The sequence below is a fragment of the Arthrobacter sp. NPDC058097 genome (assembly GCF_042884885.1).
Lineage (GTDB): Bacteria > Actinomycetota > Actinomycetes > Actinomycetales > Micrococcaceae > Arthrobacter.
Map to the genome: position 1 here is coordinate 1 of NZ_JBHVSZ010000011.1, position 22,273 is coordinate 22,273.

The following is a 22,273-nucleotide window of genomic DNA, read 5'->3' on the forward strand; positions in this document are numbered from 1 at the left end:
CGGCAGTCGACTTCGAAGGCCAGCACATCGACATCGCCCACGTGAAGACCGCCGAGGGAGTCATCGCTCTGGCAGAAGCCATCAACACCAACGCCTGAGTTGGACAGCCAAGGTTTCGAGAACGCCTGAGTTGGACAGCCAAGGTTTCGAGTTCATGGTTGAACAGCCACGGCGGCGCTGCTTGACTCCCAACTATCGCAACTCTTGAGCTTGGCGAACGTCGCCACTGTAGAGGTGTCGACATATTGCTGCGTTTCAAGTCAGCTGCGGCTGTGCAAGCGAGGAGTCGACCAATCAAGTCTGCCGTGGAAAGTCTCCGCCAACACACTCGCCCGGTCCGCCCAGGCTTCTTACCGCGCTGGCTGGTGCGATGAACGAATGCCAGAACATGAGGCTGATTTGGGATTGACCAATTGGATCTGAAACCAAAGGTCCTAATCGAGGTTGCCTGACGTCACTTCCCTCTGGTGCCAGGGACAGGACGGGCGTAGTGTCGATCAAAAATCGAGAATGCGGTGATCCGCGCCGGGGTCGGCAGTGCGGCGGCGGGGCCCCGGTCAATCGGTCGAAGGAGCCGGGAATGCCGGGATGGAACGCTGAAACCGCGGCCGGGCCGTTGGGTGCAGGAACGGTCACTTTGGTGGAGGGCACGTCCTTCTGTATCTCGTCGCCGAACGGCGACATCCATCCTGCATTTCCGCACGGGGTTTTTTTCCAGGACACGCGCATCCTGTCCGGCTGGAGCCTGACCGTAAATGGACAGGCGCTGGAGCCTCTGGCAGCAGAGACGAAGGAGCCGTACCGTGCACTGTTTGCCTGTCGCGTTGCACGCTCCGATGGGTACGCGGACAGCCCGCTGTTCGTGGAGCGACTGCGTGAAGTGGGCGCAGGGATCCTGGAGCAGATTACGATACGAAACTACAGCCGGGATTCTTCCGAGTGCCTCATTTCACTGAGTGTCGAGTGTGATTTTGCGGATCTCTTCGAAGTGAAAGAAGCGCGGATCCAGCGACACTGGGACGAAACACGTCAAGTCGCCGGTGATGCACTGACAATCCGGGCTGCATGGAAGGAAATCCGCAAGGCCATGATGGTCCAAGCCCCTGGAGCGGACGTCGGCCAAGAGGCCGTCACGTACCGGGTTTCCATCCCCCCACACGGCAAATGGACGTCCGTGCTCAGCGTGATGCCCCTCTCTGACGGAGTCAGCCCCGCAGCATTGTTTGTCCGTCGGGACTCAGAAGAGCTGTCCCCGAGTGACAGGCGTCGGAGGGAATGGGTAGCGAAGATTCCGGTGCTGCAGATGGGAAATGGGTCGATCGAACGGACTCTTCGGCACAGCTACGACGACCTGGGCGCCCTTCGCATCGAGGACCCGAACCACCCGGACCGCGTGGTGGTGGCCGCTGGCGCACCATGGTTCATGACTCTTTTCGGTCGCGACTCGCTACTGGCGTCGCTGATGGCATTGCCGGTGGACCCCTCTCTGGCCTTGGGAACCCTGCAGACGCTGGCGGAACGCCAAGGGACCAGGGTGGACCCAATGAGCGAAGAGGAACCCGGCAAGATTCTGCACGAGGTCCGTCTCGATGTCTCCAGCGGATTAGCGCTGGGCGGAAAATCCGCGTACTACGGCAGCGTCGATGCGACGCCCCTGTTTGTGATGGTGCTCGGGGCTGTCAGCCGTTGGGGATTCGCCGCGGATACCATCAATGCACTGTTGCCCCATGCGGACCGCGCGCTGGACTGGATATACGAATACGGGGACAAGGACGGCGACGGGTTCGTCGAGTACGAGCGTCTTAACGACCGAGGGCTGATCAATCAGGGTTGGAAGGACTCATGGGACGGCATCAACTTTGCCGACGGGACTTTGGCCGAGCCACCGATTGCGCTCTGCGAGGTGCAGGCATACGTCTACACTGCCTACTTGGCGCGCGCCCGGATCGCTTACGACGCCGGTGACGTGACTTTAGCGGACGGACTCGCTGATCGGGCGGCGAAGTTTAAGAAGCGGTTCAATGAAGCGTTCTGGATGCCTGACCGCGGATACTACGCCATTGCCCTGGACGGCAGGAAGCGACAGGTCGACGCATGCGCTTCCAACATGGGCCACTGCCTATGGCTGGGTCTGGTAGATGAGGACAAGGTCCCACTGGTCGCCGAACGTCTGATGTCCGCAGAAATGTTCAGCGGCTGGGGAGTACGAACCCTGGCAAGTGACATGGGCGCCTACAACCCCGCCAGCTATCACAACGGATCCGTTTGGCCGCACGACAATGCAATCATCGCAACCGGACTGCTGCGATATGGCTACGTCGCCGAAGCGCAGCGGATATCCACCGCGCTACTCGAGGCGGCAGACTACTCCGGCGGCCGCCTCCCAGAGTTGTTCTGCGGGTTAAGCCGGGACCAGTTCACCGCGCCCGTGCCCTATCCGACGGCATGCTCGCCGCAGGCCTGGGCCGCGACCACCCCTATTCACCTAGTAACGAGCCTGATGCGGTACGACACCCATGTTTCCCGCGGTAGCCTGTGGATGGATCCCGTACTTCCCAAGTCCTACGGCGACCTGCACATTACTAATGCGCCTTTGGCCAGCGGCCGGATCACGATCGACATTGCCAACTCAGTACCGTCCGTAGAAGGACTCCCCGAGGGCATCGTTTTTCATCGCGGGCACCGGCCGTGGCTGACCGAAGCCATGGAGCAGAGCAAACAGCAACGGGGGACGTAGCGCCGGCGCAAGGCATCCATTCGGCGTTAGGCCTTCGCCGTTCATCGAAAGCTCGCACCACCGCGCGGACGGATGGCGGCAAGATGGCGCCGAAATCGTCGCCTGACCGCGTGCCTCCGCGGTCCGTGCCAGCCAGCCCCAAAAAGGCCACGGTGCGGACGCGCCGCCGACGAAGGGGCATGGCGCCGGGACGTGCAGTACTTCCCCGTAAGAGGCCGAGCAGCTCTCCGGGTGAAGCATTGATCCCGGAGTCGGTTCAGCCAGTCATGGCTACTCGGGGCAGAACGTGCGGGGCCTGCAGCGCTTTTATGGCATATTCGCTGCGATCATGCTGCAGACCCCTCACCGCCTAGAGACCCCTAACTTGGCTGCAGTTGCAGGCTCTTCCAAACCGCACCGCCAGAGCCCTAGGCGTCGCAATTGCCCACGCCAATATCGTTAGCCGGACGCCGTCGTCGTCGACGGCGCGCTTCAGCAGCCCTGGGCTGGCGCCCAGGTTCACAGCCGCTGAGGCTGCTGTTCCGGGGTGGGATCGTCCGTGCCCGGTCACCCCGCATGAGAAGTGCTGGCTGAATTCGGCAAGCCCTTGAAGGCCTGACGAAGGGGCCAGTAGTTATGGCCGCCCGACACGGACCGCATTCCGCGCATTGGCAAGTCCTACAACGCTCGCGGAACCAGAGGCGCCGTGGCGGTCAAAGAGCACGCCTGTCCCCGTGGAGATCCCAGCATCCGCCGTGCGGTGGCTGATGGAGATGCCGACTCCCTGGGCGAGCGGCATGCGGGAGAGTCCGACCGTGACGTCAGCATTGATGAACTCCACGCCCCGATCGCCCCAGTGGACGACCAAACTGGTGAGATCGCTGGTTGCCGCAACACACTGGAATGGAGTCGGCACCTCGCCCTGCACAACGGGGCGGGGCTCCTGCCAGACCGACTTCGGCTGGCCGTTATTGTGGTCCGTCGCGGAGGATGTCCATGAACCTGAGCCGCTCCGGTAGAGACGGCCTTCCCCGTCGGCCGGAGTGCCTGCCGCAGGCGCGGGCAGATGAGCGTCTGGTTCCCAGAGCAGTCCTTCAGGGTTCGCAGACGCGGCCAGCAAGAGGACGTGAGCACGAGCGACCACGATGTCGTTTTGGACAAGCTCGCTATCGACAAGGGAGAGTCGTCGGCCGGACCGTACAACGGTCGTGCGAGTGGTCGAGGGAACCATGAGCGCGGGACGAAAGAGCTCAAAGGAAGCCCGTGCCGGCAGGCGTTCCCCCGTCGTGCATGCCCTCTCGGCCGCCCGCGCCAGGATCGCCGTAATTGCTGGTCCACGGATATGGCTAGAGTTCCAGCCGCTGGACGCCGCGGGGAGGGTACGAGTGCGCCGCCTTCCAGCCGGTAGAACGAGCTGGCTGCCGTCATGCGCTCGCCACCCCCGTGCAACTCGCCATTGCGCGGTCTGGGCTATCGTTTTGCCTCATAGAATGCATTATATGTGATGCCCTGCCGGCCCACCCTACCGCCCGATCGTATAGATAAACGATTCGCGCTTGGCTACCAAGGGCTCATTCAGGGAATGCTGGCTCCGACTCTTGCGGCCGGCATTCAGCGCGTCGCTCGTAGTTCACCCACGTACCGCCATGGCTTCTCGGGGAGCCTTTGGTGTGGACTAACCCGGGGCGCATGATGCATAATATTTTATATATTTATTAGACGTTTGGAGGATCAAAATGACACGCGAAGAAGCATTCTCCCTCTGCCCGTCGGATTCGTACGTGGAGTACTACGGAAACAAATGGTTGATTGTTCCCTTTGCTCCAGTGGAACAGCCCCATTTCTTCGTCTGCAACCCCGGCGGCAAGCCCCTCGTCGGATAGCGCCGCCGCTGCTGGGGGATTGCGTCTGCCAAGATGGCCGCTTCCAAAGCCGGTGACCCATCCATATGTCGGGCTGATGCCCGGCACGCCTTCCAATCAGCTCAGGCCCTGCGACGATGCGGACTTCAGCGTCCAGAGACTCAAGACGGGATCACCGGGTTCTAGTCTGTAGATTCTGTGGAACACTTCTACTGGCATGCGGCAGTTCATCCGGAGCTATTCAGCGTTCGGGCGACTGAAACCGCTCCGGGTGCTTCTGACCTTTTCCTCTTTCCCGTCAGCACTCACCTCGCCAGACAGCGCCACGGTTGCGCCTGCATCCTGGCCCGGATCTTGGTCGCGCTGGCCGGAGAACCAGTCGCGATGCTGAACGCCAGCGCGGTAGCCGGGTCAGAGCAGACGGACCCGCACGTGATCCTCGGCGCAACTACCCCTTCCACCTGAGCGGCCTTACACCGTTGCTGGACATAGAAGCGGGCACTGCATTCCATCCAGGACTTCGCGTACCGCAGCCCGCGCCCCCCGACAGTTGGCCCGGCGGGCGCGGTCCCGGCCGCGGACCCCGATCCCGGCGGCCGGATCCGTGAAACTAGCGGCGGGCACAGGTAGCGGGTCGGGATCCGGTGGACCGTGGAGACGTTCAAGTGCAGATGCTACGCAATCCTGGCTGGGCCCCAGCGCCTGTTCACCCGCCGTCCCAGCACCCGCCGCTCGGTGTGTATCGTTCTCCGGTGCGGGCAGCGCAGCGGCCGGCTCCGGCGGTCCTCCGAGCGGGCGTCGCCCAGCTTGCGATATCTGCGTGACCAGCGCGACGCGGTCGGGATCGAGGCGTGGAATCTTCGGTCGCATGGCGCGACGGCCAGCCGTCGACCACGACGCGGGGCAGCTGCAGACGACCCGAATGAGCCAAAAACGCGTTACGGTGGGACGCGAGGATCTCCTGGTTTGTGTTCGCTCTCGACAAGCACCACACGACACCCGGAGGTCCTCTTATTGCGTCAAATCAATCCCAGTGTCATCAACCTGCCGGGACAGTACAGCTAGGCCGCGAGAGCCTGGGCTTGAGTTGCACGGGTTCACGCTCTCGCGCTTTGTCGAGAACCGGGGTGTTCCACCGGATATCTTCATTCTGGTCCAGAGTTCTGCCGGTCCAGGCGCTGAGTGCCGACCAGGGAGGCTACAACCTCGGCGATCTTCGCCGCCGCGCACAAGTCGACCATCAGGGAAATCTTGGTAATCCACCAGTCCAGGTTCGCTTGAACGGTTTGGGGAATGCTCCGGTTAGGTGCGGGCAGTGTGTTTTTTGAGGAGTGAGTTTGTCAGGAGAGCGGCACTCAGGAGGAGGCAAAGTATCGCGCCGATTTCGAACGTCGTGTTGATTCCTTGGGCAGACGGCTGGTGGGCATCGGTGGAGCGCGCTGCGATTACGGCTGCGGAGGCTGCCGTGCCGAACGAGCTGCCGATGGTGCGGAGCACTTGGTTAAAGCTTACGGAGCTTCCGAGTTCTTCTGCTGCGACGCTTCTAGCGATCAGTGCAGGCATGGCTGCATAGCTTGCACCCATGCCTAGGCCGAAGACGAGCATGCCAAGCAGAATTTCCCACAGCTGCGTATGTGCAAACCAAAGCAAAGTGCCAGCTGCGGCCATGAGGAGGGCACCTACAGGCAACAAGGGCGCCAAGCCTGTTCGGTGAGCGACGTGCCTTACGATTCTGTTGGCGACAAAACTGCCCACCGATAGGGGAAACATGACGAACCCCGCCCAGAAGAGTGGCAACGCTAAGCCGTAGCCGGTCAACTTGGGTGCCTGGGCGACTAGGCTTGCCACGGAAAGCCCTATGTATAGGGCCGCGCCCAGGCCGATGGCTGCGAGGTTGGCCAGGAGTACGTCACCGTTGCTGAGTGCGCGCAGATTAATAATTGGATGGCGTAGTGCCAACTCAAGTCGGATCCATGCTGCGAGTATGACTGCCGCGAGGATCAGGCATGCGAGGGTCCCTGCCGATAACCAGCCCCATTTCGGTCCTTCGCTGATGCCCAGTAGGAGCAGCGCAAGGCCGAGCCCGAGATAGCACGCTCCGATGAAATCGAACGAGATGGTGAGTGCTTTCTCATCTGGCCCATCGGGTATCAACCGCCACACGATGAGGACAGCGCTGAGAACAAAAAGGGCTGCGAACCAGAAGGCGAAGTGATAGTCCCATGTGCCGGCGATGATGCCAGTAAGCGGGTATCCGATGCCAATTCCTGAGGCGACGGTCACCGACAGGGTCGAGATTGATGGTTGTATACGCTCTGCTTCAACGTAACGGCGTGCTAAGGCAATCGTCACCGGCACGATGCCATAGGTGAGTCCCTGCAAGGCGCGGCCGATAAGGAAGACCAAGAAATTCGGTGCCGCAGCAGCGATTACGGAACCGGCAAGGATGATCGCGAGAGAGGACAGCAAGAGTTTTTTCTTATGTGGGCCGTCGCTTAACCTGCCCATCACAGGTGTAGCAATGGCGCCTACGAGCAGGTTCACGGTCAACATCCATTGTGCGGTGCTGACATCAACGTCCATCTCAAGGGAGATTGACGGCACGAGGAGCATGCCCAAGGAACTGACGACCGCTGTGGAAAGGGCCGCGTAGATCAGCGCTGGAACCAGTCGGGATCGGCTAATGGTCATCGGAGCGCTCCTGGCTGATTTTACGCAGTACAGGAATGGCGGCCTCTGCGATGACCCGGTCGTCCTCGGTCAAGGATGTGGTGATCATTCGTTCCAGTACCAAGCGACCCATGTTCGATTCGGCAGACAGCTTTTCACTACCTCGTTCCGTCAGCTGAAGCCAAACTTTCCTCTTATCTGTTTCATCCTTCAACCGCTCGACAAATCCCGCCGATTCCAGTTCGTTCGCCGCCAGAGAGACGCCCTGTTGGCTCACTCCGACGCTTTTGGCAAGTGCCGTCGTCGTGGTCCGTCCATGCTCGGATAGAACCCGCAGGATCCCTAACTTGCCCTGCGATAATGTCCGTGTCGCATGAATCACGCGCAGTAGCGGATGCAACGCCTCAAACAGATCCGAAGCCAACTGCCGCTCGTAATCGTTTATGCCCATTCCTAGATTGTACAAGTAACTTGTACAAGCTTGTTGTGATTTTCGGCACAAGCGTCGAGGAGATGCAGGCGTGATCCACAACATCTCGAAGTCCCACTCCCGACACCAACAAACCCGACTCGCCGTGCCTTCAGCGTTCTGCCAGCAGTGACTCCCAAACAGCTGCCCATCTGTCATACCGAGCGCGAGCCCACTTCACGTTGCTTCGTCAATCGACATGCATGAGGCTCAATAACGTCGTCTACGGGAGCCCTTTATTACCCCTCCGATGTTGTGTGCGCCACATCTATTTGCGTACGGGAAACAGGGACAGGGATCCTTGCATGACCTAGTTTTTAGCGCTTGTCAGCGCGTGCCCAACGAAGGACACCCTTTATGACTGACGTTCTCTGGTTTTGTGATCTTGGCCTGTCTGACCTTGACCAGGTTGGCGGCAAAATGCTTCTCTTGGCGAAATGGTTCGAAGCCTCGCCTCTGCGGGGGTGAAGGTTCCGGACGGCTTTGCGACGACGGCCGATGCTTATCGACGGTTTTTGAGTGAGTCTGGCCTGGGTGCCCGGATTGGAAATATTCTGGAAGGCTTGGATAGCGGCGATGTGGCCGCTTTGGCTCGCATCGGCCAGCAGATACGGGATCTGATCCGAACTGCTCCGTTCCCGGCCGGCTTCGAAGAGGAAATCCGTTCCGCCTATCATCGTTTGACCGCCGAGCATGGCGCGGACGTGTCGTGGGCGGTGCGTTCGAGCGCCACGGCCGAGGACCTGCCGGATGCGTCCTTTGCCGGGCAGCAGGAGACGTTTTTGAACATCCGAGGTATCGAAAACATCCTTTTGGCGATCAAGGATGTTTTTGCATCCTTGTACAACGACAGGGCGATCGCCTACCGGGTCCACCACGGTTTCACCCATGCGGAAGTGGCGCTGTCGGCGGGTGTGCAGCGAATGGTGCGTTCCGACGTCGGCGCCTCCGGTGTCATGTTCACCGGACACCGAGACCGGGTTCAAGGACGCCGTGTTCATCACCTCCTCGTACGGGCTCGGTGAAGCGGTGGTGCAGGGTGCTGTGAATCCGGACGAGTTCTACGTCCACAAACCCGCCCTGGCCGCCGGTCGTCCGGCAGTACTCAAGCGCGGTCTGGGGGAGAAGGCCTTGCAGGTGGTGTACACGGACTCCGCTGAAGTGGGCAGGACGGTTGATTTCGTTCCGGTCCCGGAAGATTTGCGTAAGCGTTTCAGCCTGAGCGATGCCGAGGTTGAACAGCTCGCCCGGCACGCGCTGGCCATCGAGGCCCATTACGGCCGGCCGATGGATATTGAGTGGGGCAAGGACGGCGTGGACGGGGAACTGTACATCCTGCAGGCACGCCCGGAGACGGTCGAGTCCCGCAAATCTTCGGGCTCCATCTCCCGTTACACGCTGACGGAAAGGTCCGCTGTGTTGGTGGAGGGCCGTGCGATCGGTCAGCGGATCGGCGCCGGGCAGGTGCGGGTGTTGAGCTCGATTGACCAGATGGCGTCCTTCCAAGACGGCGATGTTCTGGTGGCGAACATGACAGACCCGGACTGGGAACCGATCATGAAGAAGGCCGCAGCGATCGTCACGGACCGTGGTGGCAGGACCTGCCACGCCGCCATCATCGCGCGGGAACTGGGCATCCCCGCTGTTGTCGGCACAGGCTATGCTTCCCAGATCCTCAAGGACGGCACGCCCGTGACGGTGTCCTGCGCTGAGGGCGAGGCCGGCCTGGTGTATGAGGGGTTGCTGGACTACACGCTGCAGGAGACCAGCCTGGAGACCATGCCTGAAGCGCCGTTGAAGATCATGATGAACGTCGGTACCCCGGAACAGGCATTCAGTTTCGCCAAGCTCCCAAACCACGGTGTTGGTTTGGCGCGGCTGGAATTCATCATCAACCGACAGATCGGCATCCATCCCAACGCCCTGCTGGCCGTCGCTAGTGAGATCGAGCGCCCGGCAACCCTGGATGACTACACCGTGCGGCAGATCCGGGAAAAAACCGCAGCCTACGACGGTCCACGGGATTACTACGTCCGGCGCCTGGCCGAGGGGATCTCCACCATCGCTGCGGCGTTTGCACCCGAACCGGTGATCATCCGGCTCTCGGACTTCAAGTCCAACGAGTACGCCAACCTCCTTGGCGGTGCGGCCTTCGAACCGGAGGAGGAAAACCCGATGATCGGCTACCGGGGCGCCTCCCGCTACCTGTCCGCATCGTTCCGCCAGGCCTTTGAACTTGAGTGCGAGGCCCTGAACTACGTGCGGAACGAGATGGGTCTGAGCAACATCAAGCTCATGGTCCCGTTCGTGCGGACCCTGGATGAAGCCCGCGGCGTCACCGAGCTACTTGCCGCGAACGGACTCCGCCGGGGTGAGAACGGGCTGGAGATCGTGATGATGTGCGAACTGCCCGCCAACGCCCTGCTGGCTGATGAATTCCTGGAGTACTTCGACGGATTCTCGATCGGTTCCAACGACCTGACCCAACTTACCCTGGGCCTGGACCGTGACTCCGCGTTGGTCGCCGATGGCTTTGACGAGCGGAATCCGGCCGTGACCAAGCTCCTGGAGCTTGCCATCGCCGCATGCCGTGCCAAGGACCGGTACGTTGGCATCTGCGGCCAAGGCCCGAGCGACCACCCGGACTTCGCCGAATGGCTGCTCGGACAGGGGATCAGCTCGATCTCGCTGAACCCGGACGCCGTGACCGAGACCTGGCTGTGGCTTGCCCGCTCCGGCAGCCGTACCGCTGTCTAAATGGCCGAGCCGCGCGCTGTGGGGGAGGGCAACCCGTCCGCCCCCACAGTGTTCTTTCTTTCCGATAGCACCGGCATCACAGCCGAAACCCTCGGCAACACCCTGCTCACCCAATTCCCCGCCCAGCGGTTGGAACGACGGACCATCCCGTTCATCACCACCGTCGAACAGGCACGCCAGGTGGTGGCCTCCATTGACAGCGTCGCCGCGTCCGGGCCCCGGCCGCTGGTATTTTCGACAACGGTCAGCCCGGATGTTCGTGCCGTCCTGGCACAAAGCGCCGGGCACTTCTTCGACCTGTTCGGCGCGCACATCGGCCAGATGCAACAAGCCCTCGGGTCCCCGCCCAGCGGACTGCCCGGGCAAGCGCACGGCGTCGGGGACGCGGTCCGCTATCAGTCGCGAATGGCTGCGGTCGAGTACGCCATTGAGCACGACGACGGGCAATCCCTCCGCGCGCTCGAACGCGCCGAACTGATCTTAATCGCCCCCTCCCGGTGCGGGAAACCCCCACCACCATGTACCTGGCACTGCAGCACGGCATCCTCGCAGCCAACTTCCCGCTGGTAGAAGAAGACTTCGACAGCATGGTCTTTCCCAAGCCCTTGCTACCCTTTGCGAACAAATGTTTCGGGCTTACCTCCCAACCTGTTCGGCTCAGCCAGATCCGCCAGGAACGCCGCCCCGGAAGCAACTACGCCTCACTGCACCAATGCACCTTCGAACTACGCAACGCCGAAGTCATGTACCGGGCCAACAACATCCCATACCTCAACTCCGCAACCATGTCAGTCGAAGAAATCTCCGCCACGGTCCTCCAACGCATGCAACTACACCACTAAACAGGCTCGCGGTTTCCTGCGTCTCGTTTCCAAGGCAAGCCTCTGACTAACCCCCTCCCTCGGCTATCTCAGAACGCTGGTAATGGAGATTTCGTCATATTGGAAGGCGCGAGTCTATTGCGCGTCTAGTGCTCGGCATGGTGAGGGTCCGGGTCATGCTTCTTGCGTCGTCTCCGTCCATGAGAAGTTCGAAGGAGGTCCCAACGCTATGATTCAGGCTGAACCTAAACCGTTTTGCTCCACAAATCACAGCTCAACTCAATTTTCGGGCGTCGGCGGATTTCGGCTGAGCCCGGCAACGTCGTCCCAGTGGACGTCGCAGGGGGCTCGTGACGGAGAGGGAATCATGACGCCCAAAGGACCGTCACACTCGGTTGTGGGGCTCAAGATGCTCACAAACCAGGGTGTGCACAATGTGCACACCCGGGGCTTCGGATTCGGTTGTACCGGCATCGGACTGGGCCGGACTGGGGATGTTTTCGGGAGAGGGGCGGTTTTTCAGGGGGAGCGGCTGGTTCGAGTCCCACCTTGGGCACGTGTTTTCCCTGTTCAGGGGCTTTTTAGCCTCTGAGCGTGCACATATTGCGTTGTGAAGGGCCCCTTCGGGGGCCTTTCCTAGTGGCGGCCGGTGCTGTGGCCTGTTGCCTCCTTGCCTGGTTCTTGTGCTTGAGTGTTTGCTCTTTGGTGCCTGTTCATGGACGTTGTTGGGTTGGCCAACATGATCTGAGAACGTTCGGCGGAAAATTTCTTTTCTGCTCGATGTTGGTTGTTCATCCTGTTCCTCCTGTGCGGTTGTGGTGGACTGTTCTGCTCATTCATGGTCGACCCGGGGTGGAACTGCATGACCTTTGTCGGGTTGGGAGTAACCTGCCGCGTGCTGTGCCGTTGCCTGTTTTTGCTTCCACGACTGTTCATGGCAGGGCTTCCGGCTGGCTGCATGACCAGCGGGGCACGTTCTGTGTGGGATTCGGCTTATGTTGTGCAAGCGCAGGCGGGCGAATCCTGATCTTGCCAGCACACCGTTCAAATGGTCTGGAGGGCCGCGTTTAGTGGCCGGGTCAGGACGGCTGGCTGTGCAACGCCAGCCGGCTCGCCTTGTGCCGCGGACCCGGAATCCCGCTGGGGAGCTGCCGCGGGTCGTTGCCGTCCCTGGGCAACTGCCCCCTCACCAGCATCCACATCAAGCGTGGCCACCCGGCGGGGCTGCTCCGATACAACGCAGTCCTTGCAACGGACCCACTCATCCCTGGCCAGGGAATCTCGAGACAGAGTTTCCAGACATTGTCCTGTTGCGTGTCACATCGAGAGCGGCTCGACGCCACCCTCACGCCGATCCACGGGCGGCGCGCTGTCTTTTATCCATTCGTTGTGTTTATATGATCGTGCTCTGCAGCCTGTTACTTATCCACCCCATGACGATGGAGAATTCATGAAGTTCACACAGCCCGTTCTGAAGTTCAAGGGTCTTACGCTGCTTGCCGCGGTCGCGGTCACAACCGGTGCGTCCCTGATGGCTGCGCTTCCGGCCTCTGCGGCGGGCCCGTGCGGTACCGGATACGCGTATATCGGCTCACACCCGATCACTGTGCCGACTTACAGCAAGGACCACCGCTTCGGGGGACCGGGAACGAAGACAGGCTCCATTGATGTGTACTGGAACTCCTCACTGCGGAAGAACTGCTCCGTGGCATACGCTTACGGCCCCACATACGGTGTGAAGATGTACCGCGAGAACCTGATAGGGAACTACCCTTCATACGGCCCCGACGACGCCTCGCGGGGCTACTACTCCTACTACGCGGGACCGGTCTACACGAACACACAGAAGGTCGGGGGCCAGTGCATCATCCTGGACGCGAGCTTCGGGCCCAGCGCCACCGACAAATTCAGCTGGGGCGCCGCGTTCCACAGCCCGGTTCACTGCTGACCCTCCGACGTCGTCTTCGGCTGCCCATCACTGGTGGTCGCGTGGAATCCAGCGGGGTGGCGCCAAAGTACCCCCCGCGGGCACATACCTGGTCGTCCGGCCCACACCGTTCACCGGGCTGACCTGCGGTGACATCGTCACGTTCCAGCTCGTGTCCGGCAAAACCTGCAGTGGCGTAGTACCGGATCGTCGGGTTCGGCTCCACCCAGACCGGCGGGAAGACCCTGATCACCAAGGGCGACAACAACGACGTCAACGATCCTAACCGTGTCCGCGAAGTCCAGGTGCAGGGGAGGCTCCTCTACGTCGTGCTGTACGCAGGCTTCCTCGCCAACGCCGTGGGCAACAGCGACCGTGACCTCTGGCTGAGCGTGGGCGCCGCCGTCCTCATCGGCTACGGGGGTCTTACTCATCGTCAAAAATCATCCGCGGCCTCCGCCGCGGGACAAAAGCCGCCCCATAGGCCAGCCGGGCACAACTCCCAGTTCGAACATCGGAGAGGCCGCACAGGATCCTGGCGGATGCCGGCCCACCCCCCACTCCGGGTGGCCAGCTGTGGCATTGTTTGCGTCGGCCACCAATTTTTCCCAACCCGGGAAAGCCAGTGTGGACCCGTCCCGACCGGTGGTGCTGCGCGCGGCGCCGCAGGAGTGGGATGCCGGGCCCGGCAGCACTCCCCCCAGGTGCTCCGGGCCCGGTCACCACCGTCAGGACCCGGGTGTGCATTCCTTAGGCGCTGCGGCGAACTGGAACCATTCCGGCAGTTCGGCGGTGTACGCCTTGGCGATGGCAGGGGTTCCGGCGGAGCGCCAGTCGACCACGGCTTTGACCTCCACCTCATTCTTGTTCCATTCGAACCAGTTGATCATCTTCAGCTGCGGATAGTCCTTCGGGATCCGCGCGTCGAAAAGCTGCCGCCACCAGGCCTGCTTGATCGCCAGCTCCTTGGCCCCGCCGCGGCTGGGCACGCTCAGCGCGGCGGTCTCCGGGATCGCCACCGGCTTGCCGCGTTGGGTGCCGTACTCGCCGTAGAAGTCGGGGACGGCGAGGTCGTTGCCGCCGTCGCCGTTGTAGTTTCCGGTCAGTTGCTGCAGGAACTTGCCGGGTTCAGGCACCACATTGGCGCCCCACGGGTAGGTGTTGCCCCAGTGGTAGAGGGACATCCCCACCCAGTCCACGGCGTCGTCGCCCGGGTAGTAGGGTGCGTACGGGTCGTCTGCTCCGGTCACGGCGCCGTCCCCGTTGGTGTCCAGTGCCGCGGCCGCCGCTGTTCCCGCCACGGCCTGGTGCGCCCCGCCTGCGAACGGGTAGCCGCCGCCGTAGTTCGGCGCCCACATGGTGGCGCTGCCCGGCGCGAGCCGGTGGATGGAGCCGGCCACCCGCCGGAACGCGGCCTTGTACTCGGCCGGCTCTTGGCCCCATTCGTACCAGGATCCGTTCATTTCGTGGGCGAACCTGACGATCACCGGAACGCCGGTTTTGTTGAACCGGTCCAGCGTGCCGGCCAGTTCGTCCGTCGCCGCCTGGGTCACGGCGGCGAGGCCCTTGCGCGGCTCCAGGGTCAGCAGCAGGATCCCGCCGTCGGCCCGCACCTGTCCGTAGGCGGCCTCGAGGTTCGTCTCGTCGGCGGCGGTGAACGGAAAATGCGTGAAGCTGACCACCACGGCGGGCCTGCGGCCCAGGCCCTTGGTGTACTGGGCCAGCGTCTCGTGCTCCCAGTCCAGGTTCACGCCGGAGAGAATGCCCGACGCCGGCGCCAGCTGGGTCCCGGGGGGCACCGTGCACTGGGCTGCTGTCGGCGGCGGCGGCTCCTGGGGCTGGGGTGCTGGTGAGCACCCGGCCAAAAGACCCGATATTGCCGCGACTGTAATAGTCATCCATCCCCAGCTGATATTCACAGGCTCCAATCTATGCCACCCCAGTTTCCCGCGGCGTCTGACCCGGTTGGGTAGGCTAAGCCCATCACAGTGGTCGAATCAAAGGCGGGATGTGGACCCATGGCAGAAGGCACCAAAGACGACCCCTGGACACTGACCACGGCACCGGGAACCTCGCAATACACGATGTACCGGGACGAGGAAGCGGACCCGCGGGCGCTGGTCTGCCAGGTCGGGTCCACCACAATGAAGTACCGGCTGAACGCCGTTGAGGACCTGCACACCTGGCTCCTCGGCCAGGGTGACTGGGTGCCACTCGGCGCGGCGGACGAAAACAAGCCCGCGGCCAACGGCACGGTCGAAGCCTGGGGCAGGGACCCCGGCAACCCGGCCGGCGGATGGTACGGGCTCCGCAAGGGCTACCGCGGCCGGTTCGGAATGTACCTTCCGCCGCTGCTCGAAGCCCTCGGCCTGGCCGACCTCACCCACGACAAACGCAACAACAGCATCCGGGCGATCAACCCCGATTGACCCGCTTCCACGAACCGTCCCGGCCTTTTGGCCGCCGGAGGCAACCACGTGTGCCGTTCCCGGCCATGCGTGGGGGCGCAGGCCGGGAACGGTGCCCTGGCCGGGGTGGGTCTCAGCCACCCCGGCACCCAGGGCATCCTGACGGGCCCACCCTGCGGACAGTTGCGCGGCCTTCGTGCCCTGATCCCGCACCCTTGCCGGGGGCCTCCGTTCATCTGTGTGTCACACCGGATTGGTAATGTCCGGGCATGGATGAACTGCTGCAGGACGTTACGGTGACGGCGAACAACTATGCCGGCCGGAAAGGCTTCGATGAGGATTTCCTGGGCCGGCGTGTGCCGCTGCCGGGCCTGGCCGGTGTGGAGACTGTCGTGTTGCCGTACACGCATTTCTCCGTGCTGGTGCGCCCCGATAAGCGGCTCGCCGCCGTGACGGGGCTTGGGATGGACGGTGAGAAGCTCAGGGATCTGGACCGGGCCGGGATCAAGTGGCGGCTGGACCCGCGACTGCCGGCCGACCAGCAGACGGGGGAGCGGGTCTACGCCCGCAACGACATCGACCGCGGCCACCTTGTCCGCAGGGCCTCGGCGGTCTGGGGTGACACCATGGATGAAGCACAGCTGGCCAACGAGGACACCTTCCACTACACGAACGCCGCGCCCCAGGCGGCCAGGTTCAACCAGGGCATGGAACTGTGGCTGGGTATCGAGTCCTACCTGCAGGAGCATGCGGCCCAGTACCGCAGCCGCGTCGTGGTGTTTACCGGCCCGATCTTCAGTGACCACGATCCCGTGTACCGGGGGGTGGACATCCCGCTGCGCTTCTTCAAGGTCGCTGTGTTCATTCACGAGGGCGAACTCGCGGCCACCGGATACGTGGTCGACCAGACCCCGCAGCTGGCAAAGCTGCCGGATGTGCCCCGGCCCGGGGCCGTCGAGGACGTTCCGCCTCTGGGTCCGTTCCGCACCTTTCAGGCACCAATCCGGGACATCGCCGAACTGACTGGCCTGGACCTGGACCAGCTGATCGAGGTGGACCGGATGCCTATCGCCGCTACCCTCGGTGCTGCCAAGGTTGGATCGACCTGGCGGGAGTTGGGCGACGTCGAAGACCTCGACCTGGACTTCGACCTCGAAGACTAGGTTTTCCGGCTCCTGCTGCAGTAGTGGGACGAGGGCCAGGATGTGTCAGCAGAACATCATCCTGCGGACACCGGCTGGCAATCTTGAACCGGCAAACTTGGAGTCAGGGGAGTCCTTCGAAGAGTGGAGAGGACAGTCCATGATCAACAACGACCACTTCGTTATCGGATCCTGCAGCGAACTCGCGCCTGGGGACGCCGTCGAAGCGTTCTATAAGAACACCCTGGTGTACCGAGGGCCGGTGACGGAGATCGCACCTGCCCAAGGACTGTTCTGGATCCTTGACACTTTGACCGGGAGCCGCCGCCTCCTCGACATCGCTGAATTCTCGATCGTGCGTTTGCCAGCGCCCTACCGCGAAGTCCAGCTCAGCGCCCCTCGTCCCTAGTTCAGTTGTGCCTGTGTGGCGTGACATCGGGGTCCCCGTAATGTGGATTTCTGCTGCGTCCGACGGTGCCGCCGATGCTCCGGGGGAGAGAACCGACAGGATACCGGACTGGAAATGCCGTGCATGGCTGGCAGCGGTGCGTCCTGACCCTTCTACCTGGGAGCCCCGGCTGGTGTCTTCCGTCGCTGCTTCCAGGATCGCAGGCGCGGCTGCCGCGACTTGAAGGTCCGGCGGGCATGTTTCAGGTTCTTCGAACTTGCGGCGGTAGAAGTCAGGGCGGCTTGTTCCGTGGGCGACAGTGCCGCATCCGTTTCCACCTCTGCCGGCCATAGGCGGCCGAAGCCGCCACCGGATCTGGGCGGGCGACCCCGTGGTGAAGGCACGCCGACAGGGGACCGGCTGGCCTTCAGGTGCGCGAGTCAGCCGGTCCGATGAAATGCCCCATGCGCTGTTTCGCAGTGTGTGTGCCCGCGCCGATGGGGACCTGGGCGGTGGCTTTGGCGAGCCCGAACAGTGGCATCCCGCTGTAGACAGTCTCGATCCCGGCCGCAGGCACCTGGTACGTCTCATGCCAGATACCGACGTCTCCCGTGCCGGAGAGTTCCTTCATGAAGCGGCGCCACGGTTCCAGATGGGGAGCGTCCCGGTCTGACGCGAACTTCCGCAGGTGTTCAGGGCTCTCCCAGTAGCTCACCAGCATCGTGGTTCGCCCAAACCACTGTTCAAACCCGAGCATGCCCGCGGCAGGATCAACAGCGAGGTGGCGGAGGATACGCGGCATCGCCGCAGCAACCTGCGCGACCTTGCCGACCTTCCACCACCTGTTGGCCCTCATGCCTATCAGGAACACCGTCACAGATTCCCTGCCAGGGTCAGCGGTGTACCGGCCGGGATAGACGTTTTGCCCCACAACATGCCTCCCAAAAAGGGTGAAAATTATTTTGTAACGGCGTTACGAAACAAGGTTATGAAATAGTGGTGTGTATGGCAAGACCTGTGGTGCACACGAGCATTTTGCGTGACGAACTTCTGGCCGTAACGGCTGACCTGGTGGACCGGAGCGGGCCGGCGAGGGTGACGCTGCGGGACGTGGCTGCAGCTGCCGGGACGTCGACGACGGCGGTTTACTCGCTTTTCGGAGGTAAATCCGAGCTTCTCACTGCAGTGGTGGACGATGGTTTCCGCTCGTTTGCCAACTCCCAGGCAGCAGCTTTGAGCGCCGGACTGCGTGGGCTGGGCATCGCGTACCGGAGCTGGGCGCTGAATCATCCAGCGCTCTACCGGCTGATGTTCGGCGGCGCACTGGCCGCCTTCACCGACTGCCAGCCAAGCACGGAAGCCGCCGCTGATGCCATAGGACCTCTCAAAGAAGCCGTTAAGACCGCACAGTCCGCCGGCAGCCTGCTGCCGGCCCCGGTGGAAATAATCGCCGCGGCAATATGGGGCCAGGTACACGGGCTGGTGAGCCTGGAGCTCGCACAGGTCGGCCCGCCGGGCACCGACTGGGACGCCGCCTACGACGCCGCCCTGGACGCAGTAGCACGCAGCTGGACCGCACCGCCGCCGCCCGGCCCGGAGATCCGCTAGATAAAACAGGCCCGACGTGCGCTCCCGCTTTTCGCGACCACCCACGGGCGCTACTGCCTACACATGCCCTATCTGCTTGCCGGTATTGCCCCAGCCGGTGAAGTCCTTGACGACCGACCACTCAACTGCTTAAAAGGTTTGGCCGTCTACCACGCCTTATATCGTGGGTTCGGGGGGAGCGGGCGCTTAGGCGATACAAGCTGTCCGCTACGGTCTTTTGGGAGCAGGAAATCTGACGCCACCGGTGGACCGCGCCGTGGAGGCGGGGGTGTGTCTCACCAGACTCCAGCTGCTGCTAGGCCGTGCGCGGGCCCTGGCTGGTGCCACCGGCGCGTTCGAGGATCCGGTCGACCACGGTCTTTGCTTGCTGGCTGTCTTTGATGCCGGGAACCCGGCCTACGGTCGTACTCGCACCGGAATTGATGACGTATTCAGAAGCCAGTGCCCTGCGAAGTGTCTCCTGAGGCGTAGCGCTGCGGCGCTGCTTGCCGGTTCGCAGTTGCTTTGTCGAGCGGGCCATCGTCCACTCCTTCCTTTGGCCTTATTCTACGGGTTTCGTCAAGGCGCTAATTGCCTCCTGATCCGTCGAATCGCGGCCGGCATCTGTCACGAAGCGAATGAGCCGAACGACGGCCATCAGACACAAGCCTGCAACCACAGCCCAAAGAATGTTCCAGTACAGCGGTGCGAAGGGCACTGCTGCGGCGACCGCCATCAGCATGAGGACTATCGCGCACAAAATCAATACTCTTCTCAACGGACCAAGCAGCATGACGCTCAGATCGTGCTCGCGTGTCCTGCTGAGCCAGGAGAGCATCAAAGCCGGCCCTATCAGGAGAATGGATGCCGAAGGGGAGGGGATCCTGGCTTCGGGAGTAAGGACTGGAACGTGGAACCACCGCTGCGGTACATCGAACTTCAGGACCAGTGCAGCTGCAACGGATGCAGTCACCAGCGTGACGGCCCAGATCGTAAAAGCGTAAATGCCCTGCCTGGACGGAACGACTTCGACGTGGAAGACGCCGGAATCAAAACGGGTCTGGGGGGAGAGCGCCACATGCCCCACAGCCCGTTCCCGTCTTTTTCGCCGCCTGAGTGCCGGATCCTGCACTTCATCCGCCTGCGCGTTCACTGGTGTCCCGTTCGGGTCCACATCGGTGAATCCGACGTATTTGACAGCCAACCCGGGTGGAACCCGCACCTCGACGTGCTGGCTCGCCGCGAAACCGAAGTCAGGAACAGGGTTCCTGAATCCGACGGTTCGGGACCTTGCCGGTTTTGACGGCAGGTCCAGTTCGGTGTCGTGGGAGTACTTCAGGACGATGCGCTTCCCGGCCAGGGCTGCATCAACTTCAGCCAGAAGCAGGAAGTTGCCTGCCAGTTCAACCGCGAAGTGCTGAAAGACGGCCAAATCGAGCTCATCGTCGGACGTCAGCCCCGAGGCCGGTCCCCTGGCAACTTCCACCCAATCGAGGAAACTCTCTGTTGCTGCCTCACGGGCGGTGACACTGTCGGCCCGTACGAGGGATTCCATATGGTCCCCGCACTGCTTCTGGAGGTAGTCGCTGCTCATCAACCATTCAGGGGCAAGTTGCATCAGAAACTCGAGCGCCAGCACGCTGTTCTCCCTGGCACCCAGGACACTCATGGGCTTGCTGGAGTTGTCCTCGGCGTCAAAGCCCCGAAGCATCGCTTTCTGGATCAGTGCCAGCGGCACGATCATTCGCCCGTGCGACCCGGCTATGGCCAGGTTTTTCGGGACCGTCACATCCAGAGAGACTTTCCGCCGGCTTTCTCCTTCGGCGCCCAGCTCCAAAGTATCGACGCGGCGGTGCACCCAGGAAGGGGACCCGATGATGAGCTGGGTCAGCTTTTTTCCCGTCGACAAACCCTCGCCTTCGGCGGAATCTGTCATTGGTTGTTCTCCTCGTCCTGCGGCCCCAGTTGCAAGGATACCTGCCGGGGTTGGTGCGGAGCCTGAGGAGCTCCGTACCTATGCAGGCTACTTCGCGGTACCTCCGGCGCTGGTCCGTTCTACAGTGGCCGGCCCCTCCATGATTCCTTGTCTACCCGCTTGATTTGACCGGCAGGGAACCACTCCACCCGGTAGTTGCGCTGTTCGTCCATCCATTCCACAAGGCCATAGGTTCTCGTGTATCTGGTCGCACGACCGTAGACCTCACCCACGCGGACCAGGGGTTCCGTCCCGGCACTGAACTCCATGATCTTGCTGTCGTCCGGCTTGGGATGGTGTTTCTCCGCCTCCAGCCGGGTCATCATGCGCCCGAAGCCGCCCTCATCAAACTTGTTCACCCTGCAATCTTAGAACATATATTCGAATCAGCCCTCGTCACTCAGCAGGTACTGACTACCATCGCGACCGTCCCTTCCTGATGAAAAGGATGCGAGGGCAGCACTTTTCCCGATGGGAGTCACCGAAGGGTTTCGGGCCCTTCACGCTGTGGTGGATCGGCTCGCGAATAAGCTCCCTGAACTGTCCAGGGAGCGCATCGAAGATGTGGTTCAGGAGGAACATAGTTCGCTGGACAAGGGCAGGGTGAGGGATTTCGTCCCGGCCCTGGTTGAACACGCTGCCCGGGACCGGTTATCCCGGCTGATATTGTCCCGCTACGCTTCGGCAGAACCGTGAGCCGAGAGCTGACCCGCGCTGGCTGATGACAGCGGGTCGTTCAGCTTGCCGTTTCTCCCCACTGCGACACGCCGGACTGGCTCCGGAAGCCTGTCAGTGCCTGGGAGCACCATGGTCGTATGACGGCTCCAACAGTGGAAGCGGCGATCAACGACCTGATGGATCGCGCCTGGAATGTTGTCTACGACCTGCTCAGAGAGCGGGGCCTGCTGGGTGACGGCCTGGATGTCGGGGAGTACACCGGGATCCATTCCTGGGTGGAGGGCCTCACCCGCTACACCGTCGTCAACTCCCGGACCGTGGCGGTGCTGTTCGCCGACACCCGCCCGGTGGACCGTCCCATTCACGCACAATCTGCCCGGTGCCGACGACCCGAAGAGCTTCTTCGGCAACGCCGGATAGAGCAAGGCCCCTCTCCCGGGATTTCGGAACAGGGGGCTCACCCGGGATGTTCCTTCCCCAAGGCCCCCCTGATTTGGTGGCCCGGGGCAACTTGTCCGCCCCGCCCCATAGTTTTTTCCAACCACGGGCCCCCAAGGTGGAAGTGTCCTAGAGCGGATAGCTGCGAAACCGCCCGGGATAGGGTGGGGCCGGCGACGGCGCTTTGAGACCTGCGCGCCCAGACGTCGTCTGCCCCGCCCGAACTTAAAGCGTTCGGGTCAGACCCCGATGGCATACATTGTCGGTGAACTCGCTGCTGAAAACGCCTGGGCATCGGGCCCGATACCGGCTGTTGGAGAGAACAAACCCTGGCCGGGGGGTGGAAGCGGTCCATACGGGTCCCCTTGCCCGGGACGACACCAAGAATTCTGCAAGTTTCCCCGCCTCAGTAGCGTCGTCCCGTTTCACGGCCTG

Annotated in this window: 16 protein-coding genes and 4 pseudogenes; 10 read left to right on the forward strand and 10 right to left on the reverse strand. The window is 62.3% G+C overall.

The window, feature by feature from the left end; translation table 11 throughout:
• Window positions 1–580 precede the first annotated feature (580 nt).
• Window positions 581–2,737, forward strand: coding sequence for a glycogen debranching N-terminal domain-containing protein (locus ACFVTE_RS18170; RefSeq protein ID WP_387102736.1), 2,157 nt, complete (start codon window positions 581–583; stop codon window positions 2,735–2,737).
• 613 nt (window positions 2,738–3,350) lie between these two features.
• Here the strand turns inward: ACFVTE_RS18170 and ACFVTE_RS18175 are convergent.
• Complete coding sequence (locus ACFVTE_RS18175; RefSeq protein ID WP_387102738.1) at window positions 3,351–3,557, reverse strand: hypothetical protein; 207 nt, start codon at window positions 3,555–3,557, stop codon at window positions 3,351–3,353.
• 291 nt (window positions 3,558–3,848) lie between these two features.
• A pseudogene (locus ACFVTE_RS18180) lies at window positions 3,849–4,190 on the reverse strand (acyl-CoA thioesterase domain-containing protein); the annotation flags it as partial.
• A gap of 262 nt (window positions 4,191–4,452) precedes the next feature.
• Between ACFVTE_RS18180 and ACFVTE_RS18185 the strand changes: the two are divergent.
• Entirely contained in the window at window positions 4,453–4,599 is a 147-nt protein-coding gene (locus ACFVTE_RS18185) for a hypothetical protein (RefSeq protein WP_387102740.1), read from the forward strand.
• Window positions 4,600–5,255: 656 nt separating this feature from the next.
• Here the strand turns inward: ACFVTE_RS18185 and ACFVTE_RS18190 are convergent.
• From ACFVTE_RS18190 to ACFVTE_RS18200, 3 genes and pseudogenes are all read right to left on the reverse strand, one after another.
• Window positions 5,256–5,536 (reverse strand): annotated as a pseudogene (locus ACFVTE_RS18190) (leucine zipper domain-containing protein); the annotation flags it as partial.
• A 344-nt stretch (window positions 5,537–5,880) separates the two neighbouring features.
• The gene (locus ACFVTE_RS18195) at window positions 5,881–7,269 is read right to left on the reverse strand and encodes an MFS transporter (RefSeq protein WP_387102742.1); all 1,389 of its coding nucleotides are present in this window, start codon (window positions 7,267–7,269) and stop codon (window positions 5,881–5,883) included.
• A complete protein-coding gene (locus ACFVTE_RS18200; RefSeq protein ID WP_387102743.1) occupies window positions 7,259–7,699 on the reverse strand; it encodes a MarR family winged helix-turn-helix transcriptional regulator in 441 nt (146 codons plus the stop codon). The genes ACFVTE_RS18195 and ACFVTE_RS18200 overlap by 11 nt, the downstream gene beginning before the upstream one ends.
• Window positions 7,700–8,074: 375 nt before the next feature.
• Here ACFVTE_RS18200 and ppsA point away from each other — a divergent pair.
• The 3 genes and pseudogenes from ppsA to ACFVTE_RS18215 all read left to right on the forward strand — a co-directional run bounded on the left by ppsA (window position 8,075) and on the right by ACFVTE_RS18215 (window position 13,243).
• A pseudogene (ppsA, locus tag ACFVTE_RS18205) lies at window positions 8,075–10,474 on the forward strand (phosphoenolpyruvate synthase).
• Window positions 10,475–11,316 (forward strand): annotated as a pseudogene (locus tag ACFVTE_RS18210) (pyruvate, water dikinase regulatory protein).
• A 1,429-nt stretch (window positions 11,317–12,745) separates the two neighbouring features.
• Window positions 12,746–13,243, forward strand: a complete 498-nt coding sequence (locus tag ACFVTE_RS18215; RefSeq protein ID WP_387102745.1) for a hypothetical protein — start codon at window positions 12,746–12,748, stop codon at window positions 13,241–13,243.
• 707 nt (window positions 13,244–13,950) lie between these two features.
• On the opposite strand, the gene ACFVTE_RS18220 is transcribed toward ACFVTE_RS18215, so the two are convergent.
• Window positions 13,951–15,021: a glycoside hydrolase family 26 protein gene (locus tag ACFVTE_RS18220; RefSeq protein WP_387102746.1), complete on the reverse strand. Its 1,071-nt coding sequence runs from the start codon at window positions 15,019–15,021 to the stop codon at window positions 13,951–13,953.
• Between the two features lie 219 nt (window positions 15,022–15,240).
• On the opposite strand from ACFVTE_RS18220, the gene ACFVTE_RS18225 reads away from it, so the two are divergent.
• The 3 genes from ACFVTE_RS18225 (at window position 15,241) to ACFVTE_RS18235 (ending at window position 17,181) form a co-directional block, all read left to right on the forward strand.
• Entirely contained in the window at window positions 15,241–15,651 is a 411-nt protein-coding gene (locus tag ACFVTE_RS18225; RefSeq protein WP_387102748.1) for a DUF6855 family protein, read from the forward strand.
• A gap of 248 nt (window positions 15,652–15,899) precedes the next feature.
• Window positions 15,900–16,793 (forward strand): DNA/RNA non-specific endonuclease, encoded by an 894-nt coding sequence (locus ACFVTE_RS18230; protein WP_387102750.1) that lies wholly within the window; start codon window positions 15,900–15,902, stop codon window positions 16,791–16,793.
• Window positions 16,794–16,932: 139 nt separating this feature from the next.
• Complete coding sequence (locus ACFVTE_RS18235; RefSeq protein WP_387102752.1) at window positions 16,933–17,181, forward strand: hypothetical protein; 249 nt, start codon at window positions 16,933–16,935, stop codon at window positions 17,179–17,181.
• 406 nt (window positions 17,182–17,587) lie between these two features.
• Here the strand turns inward: ACFVTE_RS18235 and ACFVTE_RS18240 are convergent, their stop codons facing one another.
• Window positions 17,588–18,091, reverse strand: coding sequence for a DUF4188 domain-containing protein (locus tag ACFVTE_RS18240; RefSeq protein ID WP_387102754.1), 504 nt, complete (start codon window positions 18,089–18,091; stop codon window positions 17,588–17,590).
• A gap of 74 nt (window positions 18,092–18,165) precedes the next feature.
• On the opposite strand from ACFVTE_RS18240, the gene ACFVTE_RS18245 reads away from it, so the two are divergent.
• Window positions 18,166–18,768 carry a TetR-like C-terminal domain-containing protein gene (locus ACFVTE_RS18245; protein ID WP_387102756.1) on the forward strand — a complete coding sequence of 201 codons (603 nt, stop codon included), beginning with the start codon at window positions 18,166–18,168 and terminating at the stop codon, window positions 18,766–18,768.
• A 295-nt stretch (window positions 18,769–19,063) separates the two neighbouring features.
• Here the strand turns inward: ACFVTE_RS18245 and ACFVTE_RS18250 are convergent, their stop codons facing one another.
• From ACFVTE_RS18250 to ACFVTE_RS18260, 3 genes are all read right to left on the reverse strand, one after another.
• The gene (locus tag ACFVTE_RS18250; protein WP_387102758.1) at window positions 19,064–19,288 is read right to left on the reverse strand and encodes a hypothetical protein; all 225 of its coding nucleotides are present in this window, start codon (window positions 19,286–19,288) and stop codon (window positions 19,064–19,066) included.
• A 21-nt stretch (window positions 19,289–19,309) separates the two neighbouring features.
• Window positions 19,310–20,683, reverse strand: a complete 1,374-nt coding sequence (locus tag ACFVTE_RS18255) for a hypothetical protein (RefSeq protein WP_387102760.1) — start codon at window positions 20,681–20,683, stop codon at window positions 19,310–19,312.
• Between the two features lie 119 nt (window positions 20,684–20,802).
• Window positions 20,803–21,081, reverse strand: coding sequence for a hypothetical protein (locus tag ACFVTE_RS18260; protein ID WP_387102762.1), 279 nt, complete (start codon window positions 21,079–21,081; stop codon window positions 20,803–20,805).
• A 112-nt stretch (window positions 21,082–21,193) separates the two neighbouring features.
• Here ACFVTE_RS18260 and ACFVTE_RS18265 point away from each other — a divergent pair, with 112 nt between their 5' ends.
• Complete coding sequence (locus tag ACFVTE_RS18265) at window positions 21,194–21,418, forward strand: three-helix bundle dimerization domain-containing protein (protein ID WP_387102764.1); 225 nt, start codon at window positions 21,194–21,196, stop codon at window positions 21,416–21,418.
• Window positions 21,419–22,273: the final 855 nt, after the last annotated feature.

Excerpts from the sequence above, each read along its gene's own strand:
- ACFVTE_RS18250 (WP_387102758.1), bottom strand. The coding sequence starts at position 19,288 with ATGGCCCGCTCGACAAAGCAACTGCGAACCGGCAAGCAGCGCCGCAGC.
- ACFVTE_RS18170 (WP_387102736.1), top strand. The coding sequence starts at position 581 with ATGCCGGGATGGAACGCTGAAACCGCGGCCGGGCCGTTGGGTGCAGGA.
- ACFVTE_RS18255 (WP_387102760.1), bottom strand. The coding sequence starts at position 20,683 with ATGACAGATTCCGCCGAAGGCGAGGGTTTGTCGACGGGAAAAAAGCTG.
- ACFVTE_RS18225 (WP_387102748.1), top strand. The coding sequence starts at position 15,241 with ATGGCAGAAGGCACCAAAGACGACCCCTGGACACTGACCACGGCACCG.
- ACFVTE_RS18235 (WP_387102752.1), top strand. The coding sequence starts at position 16,933 with ATGATCAACAACGACCACTTCGTTATCGGATCCTGCAGCGAACTCGCG.
- ACFVTE_RS18265 (WP_387102764.1), top strand. The coding sequence starts at position 21,194 with ATGGGAGTCACCGAAGGGTTTCGGGCCCTTCACGCTGTGGTGGATCGG.
- ACFVTE_RS18245 (WP_387102756.1), top strand. The coding sequence starts at position 18,166 with ATGGCAAGACCTGTGGTGCACACGAGCATTTTGCGTGACGAACTTCTG.
- ACFVTE_RS18200 (WP_387102743.1), bottom strand. The coding sequence starts at position 7,699 with ATGGGCATAAACGATTACGAGCGGCAGTTGGCTTCGGATCTGTTTGAG.
- ACFVTE_RS18215 (WP_387102745.1), top strand. The coding sequence starts at position 12,746 with ATGAAGTTCACACAGCCCGTTCTGAAGTTCAAGGGTCTTACGCTGCTT.
- ACFVTE_RS18195 (WP_387102742.1), bottom strand. The coding sequence starts at position 7,269 with ATGACCATTAGCCGATCCCGACTGGTTCCAGCGCTGATCTACGCGGCC.
- ACFVTE_RS18230 (WP_387102750.1), top strand. The coding sequence starts at position 15,900 with ATGGATGAACTGCTGCAGGACGTTACGGTGACGGCGAACAACTATGCC.
- ACFVTE_RS18185 (WP_387102740.1), top strand. The coding sequence starts at position 4,453 with ATGACACGCGAAGAAGCATTCTCCCTCTGCCCGTCGGATTCGTACGTG.